We start from the raw sequence: 23851 nt of genomic DNA on the forward strand, positions 1-23851 counted from the left end.
GAGAGCTCACTGATGCTCATCTTACTCAATACAATTTTAATCGCCGGTACGGTTCTATTGCTTATCCCCTTTGTGGTGTTCTGCCTGGAGTGCTTGGCCGCTTTACTCCCTTGGCGTCCGCGTACTGTCTTGAATGATGCTGAAGAAGCATCGGTTGCAGTGCTCCTCCCTGCTCATAATGAATCATCCGTCATCGCGCGCACTCTTGATGTTCTGATGCCGACGCTGGGTAAACATGACCGTGCTGTTGTCATTGCCGACAACTGTTCCGACGACACGGCCGAAATTGCTCGCAGCAAAGGAGCGATCGCCGTTGAACGAACCAACCTGGAACAACGGGGCAAAGGTTACGCCCTCGACTTCGGTGTCAAACAACTGCACGAGAATCCTCCCGACGTCGTCATGATTCTGGATGCCGACTGCAATGTCGACCCGGCCACTGTCCGGACATTGGGGCAACTGGCTCATCAAACAGGCCGACCTGTCCAATCTCTCAACCTGGGAGAACTCGACGATCGTCCAGACTCCATGTTCGTCGCCTCTTCGCTCGGCAACTATTTCATCAATCTTGTTCGTCCTCTTGGACTGAAGAAGGTCGGCCTCTCCTATCGACTGCTGGGGACAGGCATGGCATTACCCTGGTCGATCATTAAAGACGCTCCGCTGGCGAGTGGACACATTGTGGAAGACACTCGATTAGGTGTTGATCTGGCGATTGATGGACATCTTCCGATCTTCTGCCCAGACGTTCGCGTACTCAGTCGGTTACCACAACAAAAGGCTTCTTTCGTCAGTCAGCGAACTCGTTGGGAGCATGGACACATGCAAGCCGCGTTCAGTCAGGTCCCCCGGTTAATCCAAGCGGCGATCTGGAACCGCAGCTTGTCCCTGTTCTGGCTCGCGATGGACATCGCCGTTCCTCCCTTCTCACTCATGATTTTCCTGTGGATGCTGGCAACAGTTGCCACGGGTATCGCCGGCTTCTGCGGAGCATCGCTCCTGCCATTTTGGGCTTTATGCATCACCGGAGTCTGTCTCGTCACTTTGATTGGACTCAATTGGTTCGTCTACTGCCGCAAAATCATTCCTCTGAGTGTCTTAGTGGGTATCCCGAAATACGTCTTCAAAAAGTTACCGATCTACTTCTCATTTCTGTTTAAACGCCAACAGGAATGGGTCCGTACCGATCGCGAAGCAGAACAACAAAAACCATTGGCTCAATAGTGATTGCTAAATCACAAACACCGCTTAATCAAAGACCACACGAGAATGACACTGAGATCGAGATAGAATTATGATTGCCACTCACGAAACAGACCGCAAAGTAAACATTTTGGGAGTCGACATCGACGACGTCACTGTCGCCCGTGGTATCCAGATTGTCGAAGAGATGATTCGCCAACCTGGCGACACCCCCAGCAGCATTTATTTCGTGAATGCGCACACATTGAACTTCGCCCATTCTGATCCAGAATTCGGAGCGTTGCTCAATCGAGGAGACCGTGTTTTCGGCGACGGAACCGGCGTTCGATGGGGAGCTCGCTTACAAGGCATTCAAATTCGCGACAACCTTGTCGGAACTGACTTCATCCCGTCCCTCTTTACACTCACCCCCAGCAAGAAATATTCGTATTTTCTGATGGGTTCCGATCCAGAGACCGTACAGAAGGCAGCCGAATATGCCGAGCGTATGTTTCCTGGTTGGAAACAGGCCGGATATCACCACGGCTTCCTGAAGGAAGAAGAGACCCGACAAGCAGCTATCGATCAAATCAACGCCTGCGAACCAGACATTGTTCTCGTCGGTATGGGAAACCCATTACAGGAAAAATGGATTGAACAGTACAAAGACCAACTGCACACAAAAGTCTGTCTGGGAATCGGTGGGTTGTACGACTACTGGGCCGACAATGTCAGCCGGGCCCCGCTCTGGGTTCGCCGCGCTGGGTACGAATGGGTCTGGCGGATCCTTCAACAACCGGGCGACAAATTCAAGCGGTACTTGATTGGCAACCCGCTCTATCTAATGAATATCTACCGGGAACAGCGGCAACGTAAGCGCAGCCAGCCTCAGCACGAAACCAGCCAGATTTAAAGAGCGTTTTACAATCCTTCGAGGACTGCTTTCACCCCGTCTGTCCCATGCACAGGCTTCTGACAACTTCCATGCTCACATTGATAGAGCGTTATCTCGCCGCCTGTCGCCTTTTTCCCTTGTAGAACATCCTGCAGCACTTTCGGTGTGTCCGCACCGTCCTGATGAGTCACGACGACCGTATTAGGCGCGAATCGCTGATAAAAATCGGACAACATCGAATCAAGTTCTGTTGTGTCCTTGGGAGAGACCAGCACCAATTCGAATGTTGGCCCCAAATGGAAATCGAGGCCGATCAGCGACTGCCCGCTCGCCATTGTCGATTGTCTGAATTGACCAGACATACTTTCCAACGTCTTCCAGGCGATCTCTTCCAACTCAATGTTCCCCGTGATTCGACTTAGCTTAAGCAGGCCGGTGACGGCCATCGAATTCCCTGAGGGAGTCGCATTGTCCTGGCTCTCTTTGGGACGCGCAATTAGCTGTTCGTGATCGTTCGAGGTGTAGAAGAATCCTCCTTCTTCCTTGTCGAGAAAATGTTCTCGCAACGATGTAGCCAATTCATTGGCCCGTTCCAGGTAGATCACATCGCCAGTCGACTGATAAACTTCAGTGAAGGCATCAAGCACGTTGGTGTAGTCGTCGAGGAAACCATTTATCCGGGCATCCCCTTCTTTCCAGGAATGAAACAGGCGACCTTCCTCTGTTCGCATCTCGTTCCAGACAAAGTCAGCCCCGCGTTTCGCTGCTTCTGTATATTTCTCTTCACCGAGAGCTCGCCCCGCCTGCGCGAAGGTCGCAATCATGAGTCCGTTCCAGGCAGCCAGAATTTTTTCATCCCGACCCGGGTGAATTCGTTTTTCGCGAGCGATGTACAGTTTCTCTCGTGCAGAAGCCATTTGCTGCTCAAGCTCTTCGAGTGAAAAACCCTGCTCTTGGGCGACTTCATCCCATGCTTGAGGGCGATTGAGAATATTCTGGTGCTCCCAGTTACCCTGCTTACTGACGTCGTAACAGGCAGCAAACAATTTTGCATCCTCGGCCCCAAGTTCCGTTTCAATTTCAGCCAGAGACCAGACGAAAAACTTCCCTTCCACTCCTTCGCTGTCCGCATCTTGAGTCGAATAAAACCCACCGGAAGCATCGACCATTTCTCGCAAGACATAATCCAGCGTTTCCCGAACGATTCGTTCGTACTCCGGATTCTGGGTGAGTTGCCACGCTTCCAGATAGGCACTGCCTAACAGCGCGTTGTCATACAGCATTTTCTCAAAATGCGGCGCCAACCAACGGGCGTCGGTTGAATAACGATGAAACCCACCCCCCAACTGATCGTACATGCCCCCATAAGCCATTTTATCAAATGTCAACAAGGCAATCTCTCTGGCCTCTGCCGACTCAAATCGTTCGCTCAGACGGAGCAATAAACGCAAATCCATCGCGTGAGGAAACTTGGGTGCGTTGCCAAACCCACCTTCCTGGCGATCGGCTGCTTGCAACAATGTCTCCATCGCTTTCTTCAACAGCTCCGTCTTTAACGGCACACCCAACCCCGAAGTTGGAACCGACATCTCTTGCACAGCACGAGTTAGTTCATCACCCGCTTTCACGATTTCATCCTGCCGGTTTTCCCACGCATTATGCACAAGATTCAGGATGTCCGTGAACCCCGGCATTCCGCGTGACGCCTGCGGCGGCCAGTACGTCCCCCCTAGAAACGGTTTTAGATCCGGTTTCAGAAAGACGGACATCGGCCATCCTCCATGGCCCGTCATAGCGACGACAGCGTTCATATAAATCTGGTCTACATCCGGACGTTCTTCGCGGTCGACTTTGATACAGATGAAATGCTCGTTCATGTATTCCGCGATCTTTTCATTTTCAAAACTCTCATGCTCCATCACATGACACCAATGGCATGCGCTGTAACCGATCGAAAGGAAGATGGGTTTGTTTTCTTTCTTCGCCTTTTCGAACGCTTCCTTTCCCCAAGGGTACCAGTCCACGGGGTTATAAGCATGCTGTAGCAGGTACGGACTTGTTTCCTGAAGCAGGCGGTTTCCTTTTCGCTCGGATTCTTTTTTCACGGGTGTACTATCATTCATAGGTTCGGCCATCGGTTCAGCTTGTGCTTCCTGTTCCAAGTCTGTTTCGGAGCTGAACAAAACGAACCCGCCCAAAATGGCGAATCCGATTAACAGGACTCCGGTACTAACAAGGCGTTTTCCAGACAGGTTCATGGGATGCCTTCCGCCGAGTCGCAATGTGATTGAGCGAGCTCAGCTTGATTGGGTTTGTAAGTCCCTCAATCATAATCGATCCGAGAGGACTTTGCGAAGTGGTCGTGCTCCCACGTCGACATTGAATTGCCCTGAACACTCCGCTCAAAGAACCGCGCATAAAAAAGAGTGAACATAAAAGCTCACTCTAAGAGTCTGATTTCAGACTTCACGTAGTTTTTGATAACAGCTTACCGTTTCCCAAGTGGATTTCACCATTGAGATTCAGCAAACGGGCAGCGCGTAACCAGTCGATTGACCACCTGGTTGATACCTTCTACACGTTTAATCGAATCAACGATCTGCTGGCAGGGATCGGCGTGAGGTTCATCAACCTCAATGGTTCCTTCAACGCAGACACCATCGGGAATACGATGGACGACCAACGCTGAAATCTTCAATCCTGGCGTGGACAGCAACGCGTTCATCACCTGACGTTCAATTGAATGAGCCAGATGCGCATCTTGAAAGTGGTCAGAAGATTGGCAACATTCGCTATAAGGATCCACTAAAGATCCATCAGCGAAACGGTTCATCTTGTTCCGAGCGGGTAACATCAGATGACTCCTTTCGTCCATCAGGACGTTTTCCATCTGTGCATGTATTTAAAATCGACCTGCAAATCAACGATCATCCTTGGTGTCAGGTCTCATAACACCCAAAGTTAATGGGAGGGATATATCGAATATATCATTCCTCCCACGAATTGCGACACCATTTCACCATTTCCCGCTCGGATTCCGACGATTCGGAATGCTCTTAATCAACGACACGGAAGCTATCATTCCTAATTATCAGATTCGGGAAATTGATCCGTCTGCGATTAGCAACAGGTGAGTTCATTTCAGCGATTTCATATTCAACTCTGAGCTCATTTGCGAAAGCCCTAACTGTCCAGTAAATCTCAAACATAAAGACGCTTTCCCGCTGGGATAAGTGACCCAACAAGCTCTGAATTTATCGTTGCAAAAAGCAGTTTTGCAGAGTGCGAGAAGGCTGACTGAAGAAGAGGTTGGTGCTTACAAAACACACGTCAATCATACCACGTTAAACACGTACAATCCCTATCTTGAAATCAGGTGCGTAACTTACGTCTAACCCTGATTGGATTAAAACTTCCAGCGTAGCTCCGTGCGGATACCGGAAACATCATCGGCATTGTCCCGTATTCCATGCATCGCGTCCGCACGGAAAATCCAGGCGTTGTTCAACGGTACCTGGTATCGAACCCCCAACGCATATTGGTCGCCCGCCGCATTTCGCTCCTGAGGACTTCCCATCGTTTGAACAGTCGCCAGCTCCAGGACCAATTGATAATCGAAATCTTTACCCAGCCAATTTACACCCACAGCTCCCCCGTAGGCATTCGTTCCCGTCGCATCAAGCGTGGGATACCCAGTCAAACCGTCGGTCTCGAAGTTGATCCCCGTATTTCGCAATATTCCTCCCGCGCCGGCCGCCCGTGCCACGGACTGCGTCCTGTCAAATCCTACAAAAAAGTTGGCGTAAGGAATGAACGTCAGAGGCTGGCTGGTGATGAAGGCGTTCTCCCATAAGATCATCTGACCATCCGCCGTTTTGACTCCGCTGGTTGGGTCCTGCCCCGTATTGGCAATCACCCGCACTGCCGTAGAGACGAAGTCTTTAACGCGACGGGAATACCCAAGTGCCAGGTTATGATATCCCAGATTCGCAGAGGTCCGGTCATCCAGATAGGCATAGCCCGCTTCGATATAACCATCGTAAGCATCAATCATCGCAGTCGCTCCGTACATGTGCGTCTGTCCGTCGCCACTACCCACAAAAGCGGGGCTGGAAATATCATTAAAGCCTGCAAAGACGGTGACGTCGTAATTCACCCAGTCCAGCCATCGATTATTCTGCGCCGGAATCGTGACCGCTGCCCCCAGAAAGGCATCTTCCATCCAGATTCCGTTCTGATACAGCAGAGGCAGGAAACCGACAGCGACTGGCATATCGAACGGAGCATCCTCACCAATCAGTCCACCATACATGGAACCGATATCCCCTTCGAAGTAGAAGGTATCAAAGTTCTGATCTAACTCTTCATTATACACGAACTCATCACCATCGAATTCAACCCGGCTGAAGTTTGTATTCTGATCAAGCGGCCCCCAGAATGCATGCAACCGCTCGGTGTCGGTGAGTTTCAAATCGAAATCCAGATTCAACCGGTTAGCAATGACCCCTTTATCATCCCCATTTTTGATGTAGCCCATACCCATCCGGTAATCACCATACAGCAGAAAACTGGGAGACAGCAGATTCGTTTCTCCGAGAATCGTTGATGATTCCGGAATTGGACCATACCGATACAAACCTCGTCCGAATTCCAGCCAGGGCCGTTGTGTCGGGTTCAGATACTTGCTGGCATAGGGGCTCTGGTCGAGTTCGGGCATGAAGGGGACATGACTGTAATCAGGGTCGTCTACAAACGCGCGAGAATCGAACATGGTTGGACGTACTTGATCGTCATGCTGTGGCATGTGCGAAGCATGTTCGGTGAAAGTTCCCTCGGTGAGTTTCGTCGAGTACTCTGGTTCCTTTTCCTTCGGCTTAGGCGCTGGCTGTTGCTGACCGGATGTCAGTTGAGCAGCAGTTTGCGGCCTCCGCGGAACTCCGGGTGGTTGAATCAATCCAACGGGCGTGGGAGTTGTGAGCAGTTGCGGAACAGATTCAACATACCGCGGGTTGGGAGCGGCAGGACTTCGCGGTGTACCAAAAACATGTTGCTCTCTGGGAGAAGTCGACACGACATTCTTTCCAACTGACGAATGCCCAAACCAGTTTTCCGGCTGTTGAAGAATGGGTTCTTGAACAGGAACCAGGTGACTCGCTTGTACGATGGGGGTTGAACTTGAAAATGAGTTATTAAAAGAAGACTTAAACTGGAACTGATTTGGATAAGCAGGCAAATTTCCCTGGAACCGATTCGGGTTGTTCGATTCGTTAGTCTCTGTAGAGAAGACTGGCGGAGTATAATGACTGACTGCAGATTGTCCAAAAACGACCGACGTACCGCTGCTCAAGATCAGAAGTATCGCCAGAGAGCGAATTCCAGATCGGAGTAAACAGAAGTTAACAGATGCAGACGTTCGGTTCATTCGTGTTATGATTTAGTCAAGCTGAAAGTATTGTTAGACGTTATCAGTTCATCACGCGTTATCAGTTCATCGCAAGGTACGGTTTCGTTAAACCGTGAAACCTTTTTATTGCAATCGCTACATCAGAGTAATCGCTCCATTCAGTTTCCTGGCCGACTACTTGATTTCGAAATCGACAGCGTATTCATGAAAGTCGATGATGCTTTCATTCATGGCCCGTTCCATCTCGGGTGTCGCATCACAGAATCGCATGAAGTAGATTGGCTCCGACCGACTCCGCATACGAACAGACAACCGATATCGCCCACGTTTCTTCAAGTACTTTCCGGGGACTTTATAGTTCGCTTTTCGCTCTCCCAGAGGGGGAATCGAATGCCCTTCCATCCGAATAAAGGGAGGGTGATTCATCGTGGTGACAGGGAATCCGCTGGGGCGAATAAACGGAAGCTGGTCGAAGTCAACGTTCACCGGCAGATAGAACTCCCGATCGGGCCCTTTCACATTGGTGATCAAAAACTTCGTTTGAAGATTGAATAACTGATCGTCATGAGGAATGCGGCCCGCGGCAACTTCCAGTGAATGCAGGTCTGCCAGGTCACCGTTTCCGTCTACGTATCCCGATTCCCAGATCGGAGTACCATCCGGTCCCGTAAGGGCGACGTTCATCCAGATTTGCGGCTGTGCTCCCAATGAACCACTCGGCATGTTGTGGCCATTGCTCTGATTCTTCACGACATAATGAAATTTGAGATCGGAACCGCAGGTGGTTTTCGATTCAAAGAAAGGGCCTGTTACTCGCGAAGCGTTTTCCATCAACGCATATCGTGTTTTGTTTTTGACTCCCAGCTTTCGCTGGTTTTCAGAGACGATATCGCGGGCGTCGTATCGGTCGTCGGCAAACTCCCATACCTTAGGAAAGACCACGTTGATTTTCCCATCGGCAACAGCGTCTTCAAATGGTTCAGTTCCCCACCCTCCTCGCCAGTCGAACTCGATCCACTCGCTCATCTTCCAGCGATCCGCCTTCGGATTCATGGGAAAAATTCCCGGGTGTGCAATCGAAGCTCCGGGACCGAAGAACATATGATTGGAATGTTTGCGATGGGGATTGATGGGATTATCATTCACAATCGCTGAGGGGGCTGTCTCGTATCCGCAGTGTTTACCGGCGACTTTACCCATGTGGCAATCCTGGCAGCTGATCCCCTCTTTCGCAGCAGGTGAACCCCGATACTGTTCCCAAACGACTTCCAACTTGATACCGGGATATACAGCCACCTGATGACAACTCACACAGAAGTGGCTCGATGAGATTTGTTCAAACTGAATAATGCGGTTGTGGATCGGTTGGCCCGGTGTTTTATCTCCCGAGATCGTTTTGACTTTGTATTTTTCCGGTTGCGAGATCACATTCTGTAACGTCTGGCCATTACCGGAACCATATACAGGGTCTGTCAGCGGGCCCGGTTCCATCCGACGTTCGCCATTCACGCGACCGTAACGTTCTTTTACACGATGACAGGCAATACAGGTCACCCCTTCCTTTGCGGCCGGGCTCCCTTCCCAGATCGCCTGGTCACGGCTCAGTTTCTGCGTTGTTCCCACAGGTGAATGACATCGCAAACAGAAATAACCGAGCGTTCCCTGAGCGAGTGTATTTATTTTCTGCTCGAACTTATGAAACATGGGAGAAACGGCAGCATATGCGTGAGAGGAAACGGACCACTCTTCGTAAATCTTTTCGTGACAGGTCCGGCAATCTTTCGCGGAAGGAAACTCACAGTTGGCATAAATCGCCGCGTGAGGATCAACTTCGGTTCCATCGACGGTGGTGATCATTCCATTCGAACTAAGTGCACCACCAGCGGGTACAGCGCGACCATGCGGTGCCCCGGGGATGTAACCAGGATTCCCGTGGGCCGCCGATTGTTGCTGTGCCTGCAGGACTCCTCGAAAAGCGTTCATATCGAGGTTCTGAGCGACTCCCGGTGGAAGTTGTCCTCCCGGGGCGGAAGCGGAGAAATGCGGATGCCCACCTTGAAAATGAGGCAACGCATGCTGTTGAGAGAAATGCCCCGGCATCGACATCGGATGCGGCTGACCCGGATGTGGTTGTTCGTGAGCAGCCTGTCCGTGATTTATTTGGCCCTGAGATACTTGGACTTGATTTTCGGATGCATAAACCTGTTGCCCCGGCATGCACGGAATCAACGGCATGATCTGATTGGCTTGCGGTGAAGTTGCAACAGGGTTTTGTGGAGCGTGAGTTGCGTGCGGATTCGCAGAATCAACTTTTGCAGGAGCTGAAGGCACGACAGACTGTTGATAGAACGGCGCAGCTGAGCCTGACTGGGCTTCTGTGGAATGAACTCCGGCAGTAGCTAGAAAAAGCAGACAAGCGATCCCAGCCACAATACATGATTGATATCGAACGCCGGAAGTTTTATGAAAGAAGCGAATGTCGCTCCAGCGAGCAGTCGTGAGCATTCGGGCTGTTCCTGGTCGAGGTTCTTAACGAAAGTACCCGTAATTGAAACGAACAGCGATTTGCTGCCGTAATACGGATATTCCTTACCTTCGACACAACCGTTACAGTCGGTACAGTTTGAACAGCTGAACCGGTGAACTGACCCCAGTTTCTCCCGATCACATAATCCGAAAACCAGACGTCATCTCCCTGTCTCTCCCTGTTTACCCTTTCTCTCTTCCGCCAAATGCATCAACATTTCGAGGATCAACATATCAGCCCGGCTCATCACGTGGCGACTGCTGCGATTCCCTAACCCTCGCACTAATTCCTCAACCTGCTCCAAGTGCAGAGACATCGTTTCACGAATGGATAACCCGCAGACTTCTAACTGAAATACGACCTGTTTAATCTCTTCCGTTAACGAGCCTGTCCCCATCACGACGTACGACCGCAGAAGTGTCGAGTAGAAGCGTTTCAAATCGCGTCTCAGCACCGTTTGTTCTTCTTTACGCTGATCGGCAGACTGGAGATCAACAGTTTTAGAAGGGACAGAGAGCGACTGTAGAGGAGTCGATTCCAGTGCCTCGTTATCGTCCTGAAACTCGGAAGCAAGTGGATTCGTCAGCGATCTTAGATCGTCGAGCATCTTCCTCTGTTGTTCGAGTATTCGTTCTGATTCCTTCTGTTCCTGCATTAACCGCTGCTGACGTTCGCGCCCCCAGGCAAGGTAATCTTCCCGCTGACGATGGAGCCGTCTGGCTCGTTCCAGGGCTGCAACAAGCGCGGGTGCATCCCAGAAGAGAGAGGAATGCAGAAATTCGACATCGGCCTCAAAACAACGCGATAATTCACGAGGCTGAATCTGTTCGGACAGCAACAGAATCGGGTCATGATTGCCACTGGTGCGGATCGTCTGTAGCAGATGGCCGATCTGTGAATCAAAATGATCCAACCGCTGACAAGCGAGAATGATCACGTCGAATTCATGCTCGTGAACGAGTTCGATCAACTCCGATTCGGTGGACACCCACTCGAGACGGGGGGAATGGCATCCCCGGCTATCAAGCTGCAAAGTTAGATTCATCCAATGGGGACGGTCTAACGCATAACACAACAAATGCGCCCCTTCAGTCCAAGAGCCAAGGTGCCCCGGCGAAACTTGGGTTATTTCGTTATTTGCACCCATATCTAAGTGTCCCAGTAAGAAGAGGCCCGTACAAAAATTAAACCGAAACAACTATTATCCGATTTAAGTCTGTTAGATATAGGAATTTAGACGTTCTAGGTCAATCTGAGTTTTAGTCGTATTCAGATTGATAAAAACTTGAAATTTTTACAGAAAGTATCAAAATTGTGATCCAGCATACGGCGGGATACGTTGAAAAACGCAACACTACCGTCAACAGAGCCAATTTCAGTCAAGGAAGACGCTGCTCTTTCTACCGAACTGGCAATCATTCCATGGCGGAATTGATATATTGCTACTTTAGAGACTGCCTGAATCAGGAGGGAACCATGTTAGTACTCAGCAGGAAGCCGGGAGAATCCATTGTCATCGCTGACAATGTTCACATTTCGATCATCAAAGTTCATGGGAACCGCATTCAAATCGGTATTCAAGCCCCTGACGACGTCGTCATTAGGCGTGCCGAATTGGAAGTTGCCCCTAAACGAAACCTTTCGGATTCGCATACCGACTTTGAAATGATGCCGAGCTGATTTCGCACTTTGCAGGATCGTCCCGAGGCTGAGATGCTTCGAATGGCGCCACAGCCTCTCGGCCAATATCCGTACTTTTTCAGCGGACTTTCTACAAACTCTTCGTGACGCTTTCTCACGAAATGCTGTTCTTCTCTCATCGAACAACGGTTCGATTGCGATGTCTCTTCCTTCTCTGACCGACTCAGATTGACAGGAAGGCACTTTCTATATTTGTCCAGCTTGCCTTTCTTATCGACTTATACTGTCCGCACCGCGTGTGCTTGACAGAATGCAGCCCGGGATGCTCTATTAATACATCCCGGTTCCGATGGTCCGGCCCGCTGCGAGCTGCAGTTTCATGGGGTCTCTCCCCACCGGAAACCTCTCACTTCCGTGCTGGAGAATGGAGTTGATACCCAATCAAGTCTCATTGTCCCTCCTTAGAGCCAGTATTCTAGAGCTAGTATTCAATAACTCTTCTCGTCCTGTGGTCTCCCACCCAATTCCTGGACAAGATCGATAATCGGCTTCCCTAAATCACAAATCACTTAATTCCATATTCCTAAATCAATGTGTATTCATACGAGGAACAATTACATGCTCCGCTCGGGTCTTTCGACACTTCTTCTTGTCCTGTTGCTGACAGGTTTTGCGAATGCTCAGGATCCTTATTTTCAGGCTGAATTCCTGTTTGAGCTGCGCGAGGATCATAATCATGCTCCCGCAATCGTGGAGCTTCCCAGTGGCGACATGTATGCAACGTGGTATCGCGGTGCAGGCGAACGGACGGCTGATAACGTCGTCGTCCTTGGGGCACTGAAAAAGAAAGGGGAATCCGAGTGGGGCGAAGATTACCAAGTCGCCGACTTCCCCGGTTTCCCCGATTGCAATACCGCCATGATCGTCGATCCTAAAGGTAATCTCTGGTTGTTCTGGCCGACGATCATCGCCAACACCTGGGAATCTGCTCTCACTAATTTCATGGTGACGAATCAATTTTCTGAAGATGGCAAACCAGAATGGGGCCGTCATGGAGTTATGTTCCTGAAACCAGATGACTTCGAAAAAGAACTCATCGAGAAAACAGACGAACTCCTCCTCTCACGCGAAGAACCCCTCACCGAACGTCAGTCGAATTACTTCGCTGAAATTCGTGAACGGGCGGGCGACAAACTATATCAACGCCTCGGTTGGATGCCTCGCTGTAAACCCACAATCCTGCCCAGCGGACGAATGATTCTGCCTCTCTACACAGACACCTACTCCATCTCCTTAATGGCGATCAGCGATAATGGTGGTATCAGTTGGCGTGCCAGTAAACCACTCTTTGGTTTTGGTAACATCCAACCAACCGTGCTGCGTAAAAACGACGGGACTCTTGTCGCCTACCAGCGTGACAACGGCTTTGAAAAGAAAATCAAAGTCTCCGTCTCCGAAGATGATGGCGAAACCTGGTCCGATTCAGTCGCATCCGATATGCCTAACCCGAGCGCCGGGATCGATGCCGTGCGACTTTCAAACGGACACTGGGCGATGATTCATAACGATGTTGGTAAAGGACGGCATAAGCTCGCTGTTTCCATATCTGACGATGAAGGTCAAACCTGGAAGTGGACCCGCCGTCTCGAAGATCAGGAATCGGGAAGCTATCACTACCCGGCAATCATGCAATCAAACGACGGACGTCTGCATGCCATCTACAGCTACTTCACCAAGAAAGAAGGTGGCAAAGAAGGCAAAACCATGAAGCACGCCGAGTTCGATGAAGAGTGGGTACTGGCTGGCGATAAGGAGTAATCTCTGTCCTGCTTAGGACAGCCTCACTTCAAGACGATCTGACAACGTGCTGTTGCGATCGCTGCACAGACACAGCGTAAAGGCAGAGCGCAAAAAACAACCTGCGAATGCGGTTCCCCCCAGAATCTTCGCATTCGCAGGTTTTATTATTTTCTGTCGCTCAGCTTGGTTCCAAGCTGAGAATCATTCGTAGTTCTGTTAGCTGTTGTTTTAATTCAACCAGTTATCTGAGATTCAGTATCGGTCAGGTTTCTCTGATAAGTGCAGGTTTTTTGTTCCGTTTTTAGAACTCTAGTTTAATAAGTCTGTTACCGAACCCGTGCCTGGAATGTTAGCACGCTACCTTCCGCACCTTTCAGCTCACCCACCATCTCGAACCGGAGGATGCTGTCTTCCGTACCGTTCGGGTAGAACTTAACGTCCCCTTCCCGCTCTGCCTTAAAGCTGCCTTCGATGTATTCCAACCGCGGAGTCAGGTGGTCTGTAATTCTTACGGCCCGAACCGCATGGTCGCCCATGTTGTCGTAACGAATTGTGAAGGTGATAATGTCACCTGAGCGAGCCTCGACCTTGTCGGCCATTTTAACGATTCGTAGTTTGCCCGGTTTTCCTTTGTCGATATCGATGCCCACAATCTCGGCTGCTTTGAAGGAGCTTTCGAGTTCGACGCCTGCCGAAGTGCTGGCAGCCATATGTGGAAAGGCAGACTGAGACCAGACAAAGGCTCCCTTTAATCCCTCTTTGATTTGGGCTGAGGTCATACGTTCGAACCGGCCCGCCTGAGTGTATTGCAAGTCCTGATAGACATTCTGCAATTTGGTGTGGCCGGTCGGATAGCTGTTCTGAATTAAACCAGAGAAGGCAGTGTCATGTTCCATCTCACTGCCACGACTTCGGGTTCGCATTCCATCCAGTTGTGATTTCTGAATCTGGGCATCGATCAATGTCGACTGATCCATTCCTACGCCTGTGGACAAATCATGAACGCCGCCCAGTTTAGTTAATGCCGTCCGCGCGAATGGCTGTTGATGAACACTCATCGCTCGGAAGCGAGGTGAGTAGATCACGACCCGGTTGGAAACGGAGACTTCATTGCGCCCCCGCTGCGTCTGGTATTCCGCTACGGTGTCTTCCGATTCGAGACCCGCCAGTGCATGATTCTCATAGTGGATCGGATGACCACGGTCGCCCCCATCGACGATGTATTCGTCTGGGTAAAGTTCGTAATGATACAGACGTTCGGTCATTCCCCCGGGGCTATTTTTGAGTGAGACGCGTTTCGTGGCCGCTGTTCTGTAAATTTTATTGTGATCGTCGATCGTTTCGACTTCTTCAGAGATCGCGCGAGCGATTCCCGTTTTAGCAGCCGTCTCGGACTGTTTCTGCGGCAGTTTGGTTACCCAGGAATCAGGTGTGTAGAAGGGACTCGCGGGATTATCCATTGCCGGTTGGCGACTTCCCATGCGGAACAACAACATCGGTCGTCCAACACGGTCCGCCTCTTTCAACAGGTTCAAGTGATTTCTAAGTAGATTCGTTGGCGAGGGTGTCTTCTGTAATTCAGGAATGGCCAATTGAGGCTGTTCCAGATAAATCACTTTAGAAACAAGACCACCATCAAGGACATGTTCGATCTCTTCTGCACTCACTTCGATTTCCACCGGAAAATCCAGCTTCTCATCAGTGGGTGGATGCAATTGATCAATCATTTCGATCGTTGGATAAAGGCTGACTCCCGGGAATTCGGGCATGTCAGTCAATCCTAATCGGAAGACCTGTCCAACATTCAATCCTGCCATGGCCGGAGCCGCTTCCGATTGTGGATGAACTCCATAGAACGTCACTTCCCCAGCAGAGGGTAAGTGAATCCTAACCGGTTGAGCATATTGAGGACGAGGTTGTCCCAAAACCGAGGCCCATTGTGCCGCTCGGCCAGTAGGAGCATATTGATTCAAAGGATAGTAACGATCGTCTTGAGCAACAGCCTTTGAAGGCAGAAGGCCAAGGAGCAGCATGCCCAGCAAAATGACGGAGAGACCGCGTGATTTTTTGATGGCATAACTGGAGTACGTTTCAAACCCACTCATCGGACGTCCTGTCACTTTTCGTACGTTACATAAAAATTTGGAGAGATTCTGATTGAAACCAGAGATCGACGCAGACCAGAACATTGGGAACAGGTCTGGCCGGCGTCGATTTGAATTCAGCTATCCATTATCTGTAATTGCGACTTCTGAAAAGAAGTGAGACAACTACGGGCAGAAGGCCGAGCCAGGTGCTGGTCCACCTGTGGCTCCCCCGGGCAACGCCCAGGCAGGATAAAGTTCTTGATCCGGACTATGAGTCGGATGCGTTTCGCTATATTCGATGTGCGATACAGGATGGGGCAATCTGTAGCCCGGTTTGTTTTGCACATCCATCAGCATGTGATCGACTGGTTTTCCGATATCCACATGGGTGAAGTTACGCATCGTGTGCGACTTCAGACTGGCAGGGCCACCCAGTGGAATGTGGTTAGGTCCAGGCAGACCAATCGGTGTTCCGGTGATTGGCATTCCATAAGAAGGAATTGATCCCATACCGGCGATCATGCTCTGAGCAGGAACTCCGGCTCCCATAGCACCACCGCCCATGATCTGAGGACCAGGAACGCCGTGCATTCCGCTTCCCATCACTGCGATAGGAATTGGAGGTGCCATTTCCCCATTCATACCGTTGTAGCTGGCCTGCTGAATGTTCCCGGAACCACCATTGGCGGATGCCTGTAGTTCACGGTCCATTTCGAGGTCCATGTTACCGACTCGGAAGACGACAAGAATCGTTCCGCGTCGATCTGCTTCTGCAACCGGATCAACACCTGGTTCCAGACGAGTAGAAACCAGAGTTTCGACTCCGGCGATAGCCAGTTCCTGATACTTGGGTTCCGGTAGGTAAATTACTTTGGTGACAAAGTTGTTGCTCTCGATCTGAGCAAAGTCTTCGTCATTCAATTCGATTGGAATTGTGGTGTGCATCAGGTAAGCCTGCGTTGTGGGATGCACGGGGTAAACCTGCAACGTTGGGTACAACATCATCCCTTCCCGACCCGGGCCAGGAATGCTGGTGAACTTCAACCGGTAGGTTGCTGCTTGTGGAAAGTTGTAACGACCCGGAGACATCAACTGACTCTCCGCAAAGCCGTCGCCAACCATCCAACCGATATGCATACCGGCAGGTCCGGTAAAGCGAACTTGTGAAGTCAAGTTCTCAGGAACATTACCCATTCCCCCTTCCATTGGTTCGTTGTATGCGACCTGCATCAGTTCCGGCATCATTACGCCGGGGCCAGGTCCATCCACCATCGGACCAGGTCGCATCATTTGAGCGGCAGGTGGAGCAACATAGTTATCATGCTGCTTCACCATGTGTTGTCCGCCGGTTGTACAACCGACGCAAACGACAAGGATGGTCCCCAGGACCAGAAAGTAACACTTCATCATAATCCCCCTTCAGGATTAGCCTCTGGACAGCTGTCTGGTTTGACATTCAAAGCGAACAAACAAATCAAACAAGTAGCCTTGAATGTCGGAATCTAAAGTTGTGACACTTTGAGCTGTGTACCGGGAATTCCCTTTTCCCATATGGTTACACTTCTCTGTTCCAGCAAATTGCCGTCGACCTTTAGACCCGATTCCGTTTACAATCCCCGACCTTCGATGAGGAAGAACCTCTGTTGGAGACGTGAAGCAAAACGGGTCTTTCAGCGCGATGACTTGTAGAACGTTGTTTCACACAATTCTCTATTCGGACCATTACCATCCAATTCTTTGGAAAATCCCGCAAAATCAGAACAAGATGAAGAGATTACCTAACTTACAAATCCGAATCTCTGCCTGTTTGATCATCATTCTGGCCATTGGGGGAGCCTTTTATCAGTGGTCTCGACAGAATTCCGAGGGCAAGGAAACTCCGTATCCTCTTTCATCACAAGAAGATACGAATGCACCTCAAAATCAGGCCCAGGCTCAGACCTCTGCTGGCACCACTCCACTAGTAAGTATTGAAACCCCTACTTTCGACAGTCTACCTGAGTCCCCTAAGGTCCAAAGTGCGGGACGCGACCTGCTTCTGCAGTCCAGACAACAATTACAGCAATACAAACCATTTCAGGCTCGTTTAACTCAGACCATTCGAATTAGTGCTCAGCCGATTCTGGCCAGAGGGACCTATAAGGAGGGGCTGGCTCAGCAACTTCGTATGGAATTAGAGATCGAAACGCAGAACACTCGAGGGAAAATGTTGAATGTCTGTGATGGGTCCATCTTATGGACTGAATTCACACGACATTCGGCGGAACTCGCACCGGAAGGAAAGCCAAAAATCACTCGACGTGACCTCGGATCGATTCTGCAGGAAGCTTATTCAACCGATCATGTCGAGAATGCCCGCTATGTCTCTGATTTGGCCATGGGTGGGCTGACAGCACTGTTCGCATCGCTGGAAAAAGAAATGATCTTCCGCGATCCAACCGAATTTTCGCACGGTGGCGTACTCCTCTGGAAGCTTCAGGGAACCTGGTCCCCCGGTTTCCTCGAACGCCATCATGTCAGCAACCTTAGTAAATTGCCTCGGCATGTCCCAGATTCCGTGGAGCTCTTTCTCGATCGCAAGACACTATTTCCGCATCGGATCCTGTTCACCCGCCAACAGGATGATAAAGAGGCTCCTCTGAAAATGATCACCTTCGACTTCTCGGATGTCGAACTTCAGGCAACGCTCACCGAGGAGTTGTTCGAATACGACCTCAAGGGTGAAACGTATGACGATGTCACCAACCAATACCTGCGCAGATTGCAGGAAGTTGACTGACCTGAACCAGTCCAAGTCTGCCTGTGGGGCTCATTTCTGTTTGTATTCCCGATTCTGAATCGCTACGATACATATCGACGTTTGTTGATGTAATATTACCGTCGTGACTTCATTGGGGATTTCTGCTGATGAGACGTTGTCGTGGACCGATCAATCGTCGTGACTTCATGCGAGTTGGCAGTCTCGCGTTAGGCGGGCTTGTTCTCCCTCAGATTTTACAGGCCAAAGAAGCGTCCGGCACATTGAAGCAACGGAAGTCGGTCATCTTTCTGTTCCAGCACGGAGGGGCTTCTCAGCTCGAAACGTACGACCTGAAGCCTGATGCTCCGCTCGATTACCGAAGTTGCTTTTCGCCAATCTCCACTAATGTTCCCGGGATGGACCTCTGTGAGCATCTTCCGTTGCACGCCAAAATTGCGGACAAGTTTTCACTCGTCCGGTCGATGCATCACGATGTAGACATTCACAGTGATGGTGGAATTACCGTCCTGACGGGGAAGCGACCGGAGAAACTCGATCCGACGTCCCAATCCAAGAGCGAGCACCCCTGCCTGGGAGCCGTTGCCAGTCATGTGCTCGGGACCAATGAAAGCTTCATGCCGCCGTATGTTTCAATTCCAAACAAAATCTACATGGTCCGCCCCGCTTACCTGGGCGTAAAACATAGTCCTTTCGCTTCGGGGAATCCGGCTGCTGATTCTTACGCGCCACCGCATCTCTCTCTTCCAGCAAATATGTCTCGGGAAGAATTCAAACTTCGCGGCGATCTAGTTAAGCACCTAGATCGCCTGCGCACTGACATCGACTCGACCCAGAACCTCCAGGGAACAGAGGAATTTCGTGAGTTGGCTCTGCAGATGTTGACCAGCCCGCAAACGGCTCAAGCTTTTGATCTGCAACGGGAAACAGTACAAACACACACAGCCTATGGTCATCATGAATGGGGACAATCCTGTCTATTGGCACGACGTCTGGCCGAGGCGGGGACTTTGGTGACGACGATTTATCTCAACAGCCCCATGAGTGGCAATAAATACACCAACTGGGACGATCACATTCTAAACGCAGGCCAACCGGGGCACTTCGCCGAGTACATGGAGCGTCGATTGCCCTTCATGGATCAGGCCGTTTCCGCGTTAGTTCAGGACATCTTCGACCGAGGATTGCAGGAAGAAATCATGGTTGTCGCCGTAGGCGAATTTGGTCGAACTCCCAAACTAAGTCACAACAGCAGCGGCACGGGTCGGAACCACTGGCCGGGGGCGTATACCGCCTTCATTTCTGGGGGAGGACTCAAAATGGGCCAAGTCGTGGGAGCCACCAATTCAAAAGCAGAGTATCCGACGCAAGCCCCGTACTCTCCACAGGATCTGCTCGCCACCATTTACAGGCATCTCGGAATCAACTGGAATGAAAACCTGATCGATCATTCAGGTCGCCCCGTCCCGATTCTTCCTACCGCACGACCGATTGCCGAGCTAATCTAATCGGTCCGGAGTGGATTGAGTTACCAACTGCTGATACTGCTCGACAAATCGCTCCCCACGTTCGCGAAAATCTCGAAACCAGCCGTAGCTGGCACAACCGGGTGAGAGCAGAATGATGTCCCCCACCTGGGAGGCATCCCACGCAGACTGCATAGCCTCGCTAAAGCTGTTCGCAATTGAATAATCGACGAGCGATTCAATCAGCGATTCGACCAGTGCCACTTCTGAGGTGCGATGTTGGTTTATCAGTTCTGCCAATTTCACTTGAGTATCGCCCATCAGTATGACCTGTTTGCAGCGAGTTCTTATTTCTTTCGCGAATGGTTCCAGGTCGCTCCCTTTATCAGAACCACCTGCCAGGAGAATGATCGGACGATCAAACGCGCGAAGCGCGGCCATCGCCGATTCGGGTGTCGTCGCCAGCGAATCGTTATAGAAATCACGGCCATTTATTTCACCGATCCACTGCAATCGGTGGGGCAAAGGTTCAAACTGATGCAGTCCCTTCTGCATAGTATCCAGAGGCACCCCAACTGCCTGTGCTGCCGTCATTGCTGCAGCGATGTTGGCAAGATGATGGCGTCCTTTCAGGCCTGTCCATTCGAGCACAGGGAACCTTATCTCTTCGCCATTAATCGTTAATTCGTCCGTCGCCGATATTCCAAACAGGTGACGTTCTCCCCTTGTCGGCCAGTCGCAACTTGCCGAATCATCGACATTCAGCACGGTGATTCCGTCGGAATTCTGATATTCAATCAACCGCTGCTTACTCTCACGATAATGCGAAACGATCTGGTGCCAGTCGAGATGGTTCGGGCTGAAGTTCGTCACTATGGCGACGTCGGTCGTGGGCTGTAACGACTCAAGATAATAAAGTTGAAAGCTGGAAACCTCCAAAACGACCCAATCGCCTTTCTGCATTAAGAGCAAATCGGACAATAAACTGCCGCCAAGATTCCCTCCCAGCCATGCAGTGCCGAAATGTTCCTTGAATAAGGCGTGTAATAGAGCGGATGTCGTCGACTTTCCGTTGCTACCGGTTACAGCGGCAACCTTCATCCCCTTCCAACGCAACTCGTTCCAGAGCAGCCCCAGTTCCGTCGTGATGGGAATGGATTTTTCGCGGACATATTGAATCCAGGGATTACCTGGACGCACTGCTGGATTGACGACGAGCAGTTCGGCATCGCGAAAATCCTCCTCAACATGTCCACCCAGCGTGCATCGCTCCAACTTCAAATTAAGTTCACCTCGAATGTGGTCGAGCGATTTAATCAGGTTTTCTTCCGATGCAGTGTCGGTAATTGTCAGTCTGGCTCCGCAGTTTACCAGGTACTCCGCCGCCGCGACGCCCCCGCCAAACGTTCCCAAGCCCATTAATGTGATCCGTTTTCCGGATAGAGCCTCAGGATTGCAGGGAAAACAAGGAGCCATCGTGTGTAATTTTTCTGAAATAAATTAAGAGTTGCGCCCGACCGAGTTGGACGATGAATGTTTTGCTCAATGCAAGTTTTTTCATCAAGCCAGTAGGAAGATCGATCATTTTGCTGGAAGGACCGTTCCCAGAAACTACGCAACCGTCAAAGAGGCATGGCCATTTCGCTAAAAAAATTCAAACAGTGCAGATCATGCTGAAGAATCACGATTCGACAAGTGAGGACTCTGGGCGAATAGGACTATCGCTGAATTTTTTTTGAAATTTCAACAGCAATCGAGCCGAATACTTCGAAGTGACTTATTCTTTTCCAGGATTGCATCGATCGGCGTGCCCGCCGCGGAAAAGAATTTTCTTAGGAGTTCCGTCCAAGGATTGATGACCCGACAACCAATTATCTACTATCATAGAGCTCACACACAATGCTTGGAACATCGCTAATGAATCCACCAATACAGTCCCTGCACACATTTCCCTACGGAGCGATCCTGCAGGGACATGGAGTCCAGTTCGCGGTTTACAGTAAATCCGCAACGGATATGCGACTGCTGCTTTACGATAACGTAGATGACCTCAACCCGCGTCAGATCATCGAATTTGACAAAGCCAACGGGAAATGTGGTGACATCTGGACGCTGTTTATCCCTTTTATCGGGGCGGGACAGTTGTACCATTTCCAGGCGGATGGCCCATGGGCTCCGTCGGAAGGGCACAGGTTTGATGGTAAAGCACGTCTGATCGATCCTTATGCCAAAGCACTGGCAGGTGATTATCAGCATGGGAGGGATGGCATTGTCCGCCCTCCGAAATGCGTTGTTATCGATGATGACTTCAACTGGGATGGGGACCGACACCTGGGGCGTCCTCTTTCGGAAACAATCATTTATGAGATGCACGTCCGCGGATTCACCCAGTCAGGAACCAGTGGTGTTGAACATCCGGGAACCTATCTCGGAATTATTGACAAGATTCCCTATTTGAAATCGTTGGGGGTCACCGCCGTCGAACTGATGCCTGTTCACGAGTTCCCCACCAATCACTGGCACCCGGATGACGACCGCCTGGCCAACTACTGGGGCTACGACACGCTCGCTTTCTTCTCACCGCACCGTGGATACGCTGCCGGTGACGAACCGGGCTGTCAGGTGAATGAATTCAAACAGATGGTCAAGGCTCTCCATCAGGCCGGGATCGAAGTCATTCTGGACGTCGTGTTCAATCACACGGCTGAAGGAAATGCCAAAGGTCCGACGCTCGGTTTCAAAGGGTTGGAAAACAGCGTCTATTATCACTTGGAAAAAGTCGACCGAGCAATCTACAGTAACTACTCCGGTTGCGGTAACGCGATCAACGGCAACCACCCGGTTGTCAGAGAGATGATTTTTAATTGCCTGCGACACTGGGTCTGCAACTACCACATTGACGGTTTCCGGTTCGATCTCGCGTCGATTCTCAGTCGAGACCGTCACGGTCGTCTTGTACCGAATCCACCACTGGTGGAAACGATCTCCGAAGATCCGTTGCTTGCCGATACGAAAATTATTGCAGAAGCCTGGGACGCCGCCGGCGCCTATCAGGTCGGTTCCTTCTCGCACATTCGCTGGGCAGAATGGAATGGTCGTTTTCGGGACGATGTCCGCCGTTACTGGAATGGTTACACTCCCTCGTTGGGCGAAGTCGCCACGCGGATGGCGGGCTCCAGTGACCTGTATCAGTCGGGGGACCGAGCTCCATACCATAGCATTAACTTTGTGACGGCCCACGACGGCTTCACCATGAACGACCTCGTTTCGTACAACGACAAACATAACGAGGCGAACGGCGAAGATAACCGCGACGGAGAAAACCACAACCTTTCGATGAACTTCGGGCATGAAGGGCCAACGAAGAACAAAGAGATCGAAAAGCTGCGAAACCGTCAGATCAAAAATATGATGGCGACGTTGTTCCTCAGCCAGGGTGTGCCGATGCTGCTTTGTGGCGATGAAGTCCGGCGGACGCAGATGGGTAACAACAATACCTACTGTCAGGACAATGCCCTTTCCTGGTTCAACTGGGAATTGGTCAATCGCCATAAAGATATGCTGCGATTTACCAAAGGGTTGATCAAACTACGTCGTTTTGAACCCTCATTGCGACGGGCCGAGTTTCTCTCGGGTGAAGTCACCGACCCGTTACGTCTTCCCGATGTCTCCTGGTACAACTGGCTCGGCCACCCGGTCGATTGGGCCCACGATCAGCAAACGTTGACCTGTCTCTTCGGTGGCAACCTCGCTTCCGACGATTTAGAGGCTGGCAATAACATCATGATTGTCATGCACTCCGGCTGGGAACCGGTTCGGGTTCAACTCCCCGAGACGATCATCCCTGCTCAATGGAAACTGGTCATCGACACGGCGGCCGATACGCCCAATGACATTTTCTTTGAGGACGATGGTCCCAAATTATCTTCGACCAACATCACCTTGTATGGTCGCTCTCTTCGCTGTTACGTCGGCTGGTGAACATCACCTAAGTGACACGCAAAGTCTGATATTAAAGCTTGAATAAAAAAACGGTTTCTCCTGCATGTGCGGGAGAAACCGTTTTTCGTTTGAACTATGATATCTGCGGA

General features: G+C 50.7%; 15 protein-coding genes. 7 read left to right on the top strand and 8 right to left on the bottom strand.

Going from position 1 to position 23851, the window contains the following annotated elements; genetic code table 11:
* The first annotated feature begins 12 nt into the window (after positions 1–12).
* A complete protein-coding gene (locus Pla110_RS14760; RefSeq protein ID WP_144996556.1) occupies positions 13–1224 on the top strand; it encodes a glycosyltransferase family 2 protein in 1212 nt (403 codons plus the stop codon).
* Positions 1225–1294: 70 nt separating this feature from the next.
* Positions 1295–2095: a WecB/TagA/CpsF family glycosyltransferase gene (locus tag Pla110_RS14765; RefSeq protein ID WP_144996558.1), complete on the top strand. Its 801-nt coding sequence runs from the start codon at positions 1295–1297 to the stop codon at positions 2093–2095.
* An 8-nt stretch (positions 2096–2103) separates the two neighbouring features.
* On the opposite strand, the gene Pla110_RS14770 is transcribed toward Pla110_RS14765, so the two are convergent.
* The 5 genes from Pla110_RS14770 to Pla110_RS14790 all read right to left on the bottom strand — a co-directional run bounded on the left by Pla110_RS14770 (position 2104) and on the right by Pla110_RS14790 (position 11155).
* Positions 2104–4335: a thioredoxin domain-containing protein gene (locus Pla110_RS14770; RefSeq protein WP_197440221.1), complete on the bottom strand. Its 2232-nt coding sequence runs from the start codon at positions 4333–4335 to the stop codon at positions 2104–2106.
* A 251-nt stretch (positions 4336–4586) separates the two neighbouring features.
* Positions 4587–4931 carry a BON domain-containing protein gene (locus Pla110_RS14775; RefSeq protein ID WP_144996559.1) on the bottom strand — a complete coding sequence of 115 codons (345 nt, stop codon included), beginning with the start codon at positions 4929–4931 and terminating at the stop codon, positions 4587–4589.
* A 552-nt stretch (positions 4932–5483) separates the two neighbouring features.
* Positions 5484–7148 carry a hypothetical protein gene (locus Pla110_RS14780; RefSeq protein ID WP_144996561.1) on the bottom strand — a complete coding sequence of 555 codons (1665 nt, stop codon included), beginning with the start codon at positions 7146–7148 and terminating at the stop codon, positions 5484–5486.
* Positions 7149–7655: 507 nt separating this feature from the next.
* Positions 7656–9986 carry a multiheme c-type cytochrome gene (locus tag Pla110_RS14785; RefSeq protein WP_197440222.1) on the bottom strand — a complete coding sequence of 777 codons (2331 nt, stop codon included), beginning with the start codon at positions 9984–9986 and terminating at the stop codon, positions 7656–7658.
* 182 nt (positions 9987–10168) lie between these two features.
* On the bottom strand, positions 10169–11155 hold the full coding sequence (locus tag Pla110_RS14790; RefSeq protein ID WP_144996563.1) for a response regulator: 987 nt from the start codon (positions 11153–11155) through the stop codon (positions 10169–10171).
* Positions 11156–11484: 329 nt separating this feature from the next.
* Here Pla110_RS14790 and Pla110_RS14795 point away from each other — a divergent pair, with 329 nt between their 5' ends.
* Complete coding sequence (locus Pla110_RS14795; RefSeq protein WP_144996565.1) at positions 11485–11688, top strand: carbon storage regulator; 204 nt, start codon at positions 11485–11487, stop codon at positions 11686–11688.
* Positions 11689–12267: 579 nt separating this feature from the next.
* Positions 12268–13467 (top strand): sialidase family protein, encoded by a 1200-nt coding sequence (locus Pla110_RS14800; protein ID WP_197440223.1) that lies wholly within the window; start codon positions 12268–12270, stop codon positions 13465–13467.
* 308 nt (positions 13468–13775) lie between these two features.
* Here Pla110_RS14800 and Pla110_RS14805 read toward each other — a convergent pair whose 3' ends face one another.
* Both Pla110_RS14805 and Pla110_RS14810 read right to left on the bottom strand, forming a co-directional pair.
* Positions 13776–15554, bottom strand: coding sequence for a DUF11 domain-containing protein (locus tag Pla110_RS14805; protein ID WP_197440224.1), 1779 nt, complete (start codon positions 15552–15554; stop codon positions 13776–13778).
* 165 nt (positions 15555–15719) lie between these two features.
* Positions 15720–16946 carry a hypothetical protein gene (locus tag Pla110_RS14810; RefSeq protein WP_231742474.1) on the bottom strand — a complete coding sequence of 409 codons (1227 nt, stop codon included), beginning with the start codon at positions 16944–16946 and terminating at the stop codon, positions 15720–15722.
* Positions 16947–17301: 355 nt separating this feature from the next.
* Here Pla110_RS14810 and Pla110_RS14815 point away from each other — a divergent pair, with 355 nt between their 5' ends.
* Both Pla110_RS14815 and Pla110_RS14820 read left to right on the top strand, forming a co-directional pair.
* The gene (locus Pla110_RS14815; RefSeq protein ID WP_144996571.1) at positions 17302–18315 is read left to right on the top strand and encodes a hypothetical protein; all 1014 of its coding nucleotides are present in this window, start codon (positions 17302–17304) and stop codon (positions 18313–18315) included.
* Between the two features lie 128 nt (positions 18316–18443).
* Complete coding sequence (locus Pla110_RS14820; protein WP_144996573.1) at positions 18444–19802, top strand: DUF1501 domain-containing protein; 1359 nt, start codon at positions 18444–18446, stop codon at positions 19800–19802.
* Here the strand turns inward: Pla110_RS14820 and murD are convergent.
* Positions 19794–21236: a UDP-N-acetylmuramoyl-L-alanine--D-glutamate ligase gene (murD, locus tag Pla110_RS14825; RefSeq protein ID WP_144996576.1), complete on the bottom strand. Its 1443-nt coding sequence runs from the start codon at positions 21234–21236 to the stop codon at positions 19794–19796. The two genes, Pla110_RS14820 and murD, sit on opposite strands and share 9 nt — an antisense overlap.
* A gap of 441 nt (positions 21237–21677) precedes the next feature.
* Here murD and glgX point away from each other — a divergent pair, with 441 nt between their 5' ends.
* Entirely contained in the window at positions 21678–23741 is a 2064-nt protein-coding gene (glgX, locus tag Pla110_RS14830) for a glycogen debranching protein GlgX (RefSeq protein WP_231742479.1), read from the top strand.
* Positions 23742–23851 lie beyond the last annotated feature (110 nt).

The organism is Polystyrenella longa (genome assembly GCF_007750395.1).
GTDB lineage: Bacteria > Planctomycetota > Planctomycetia > Planctomycetales > Planctomycetaceae > Polystyrenella > Polystyrenella longa.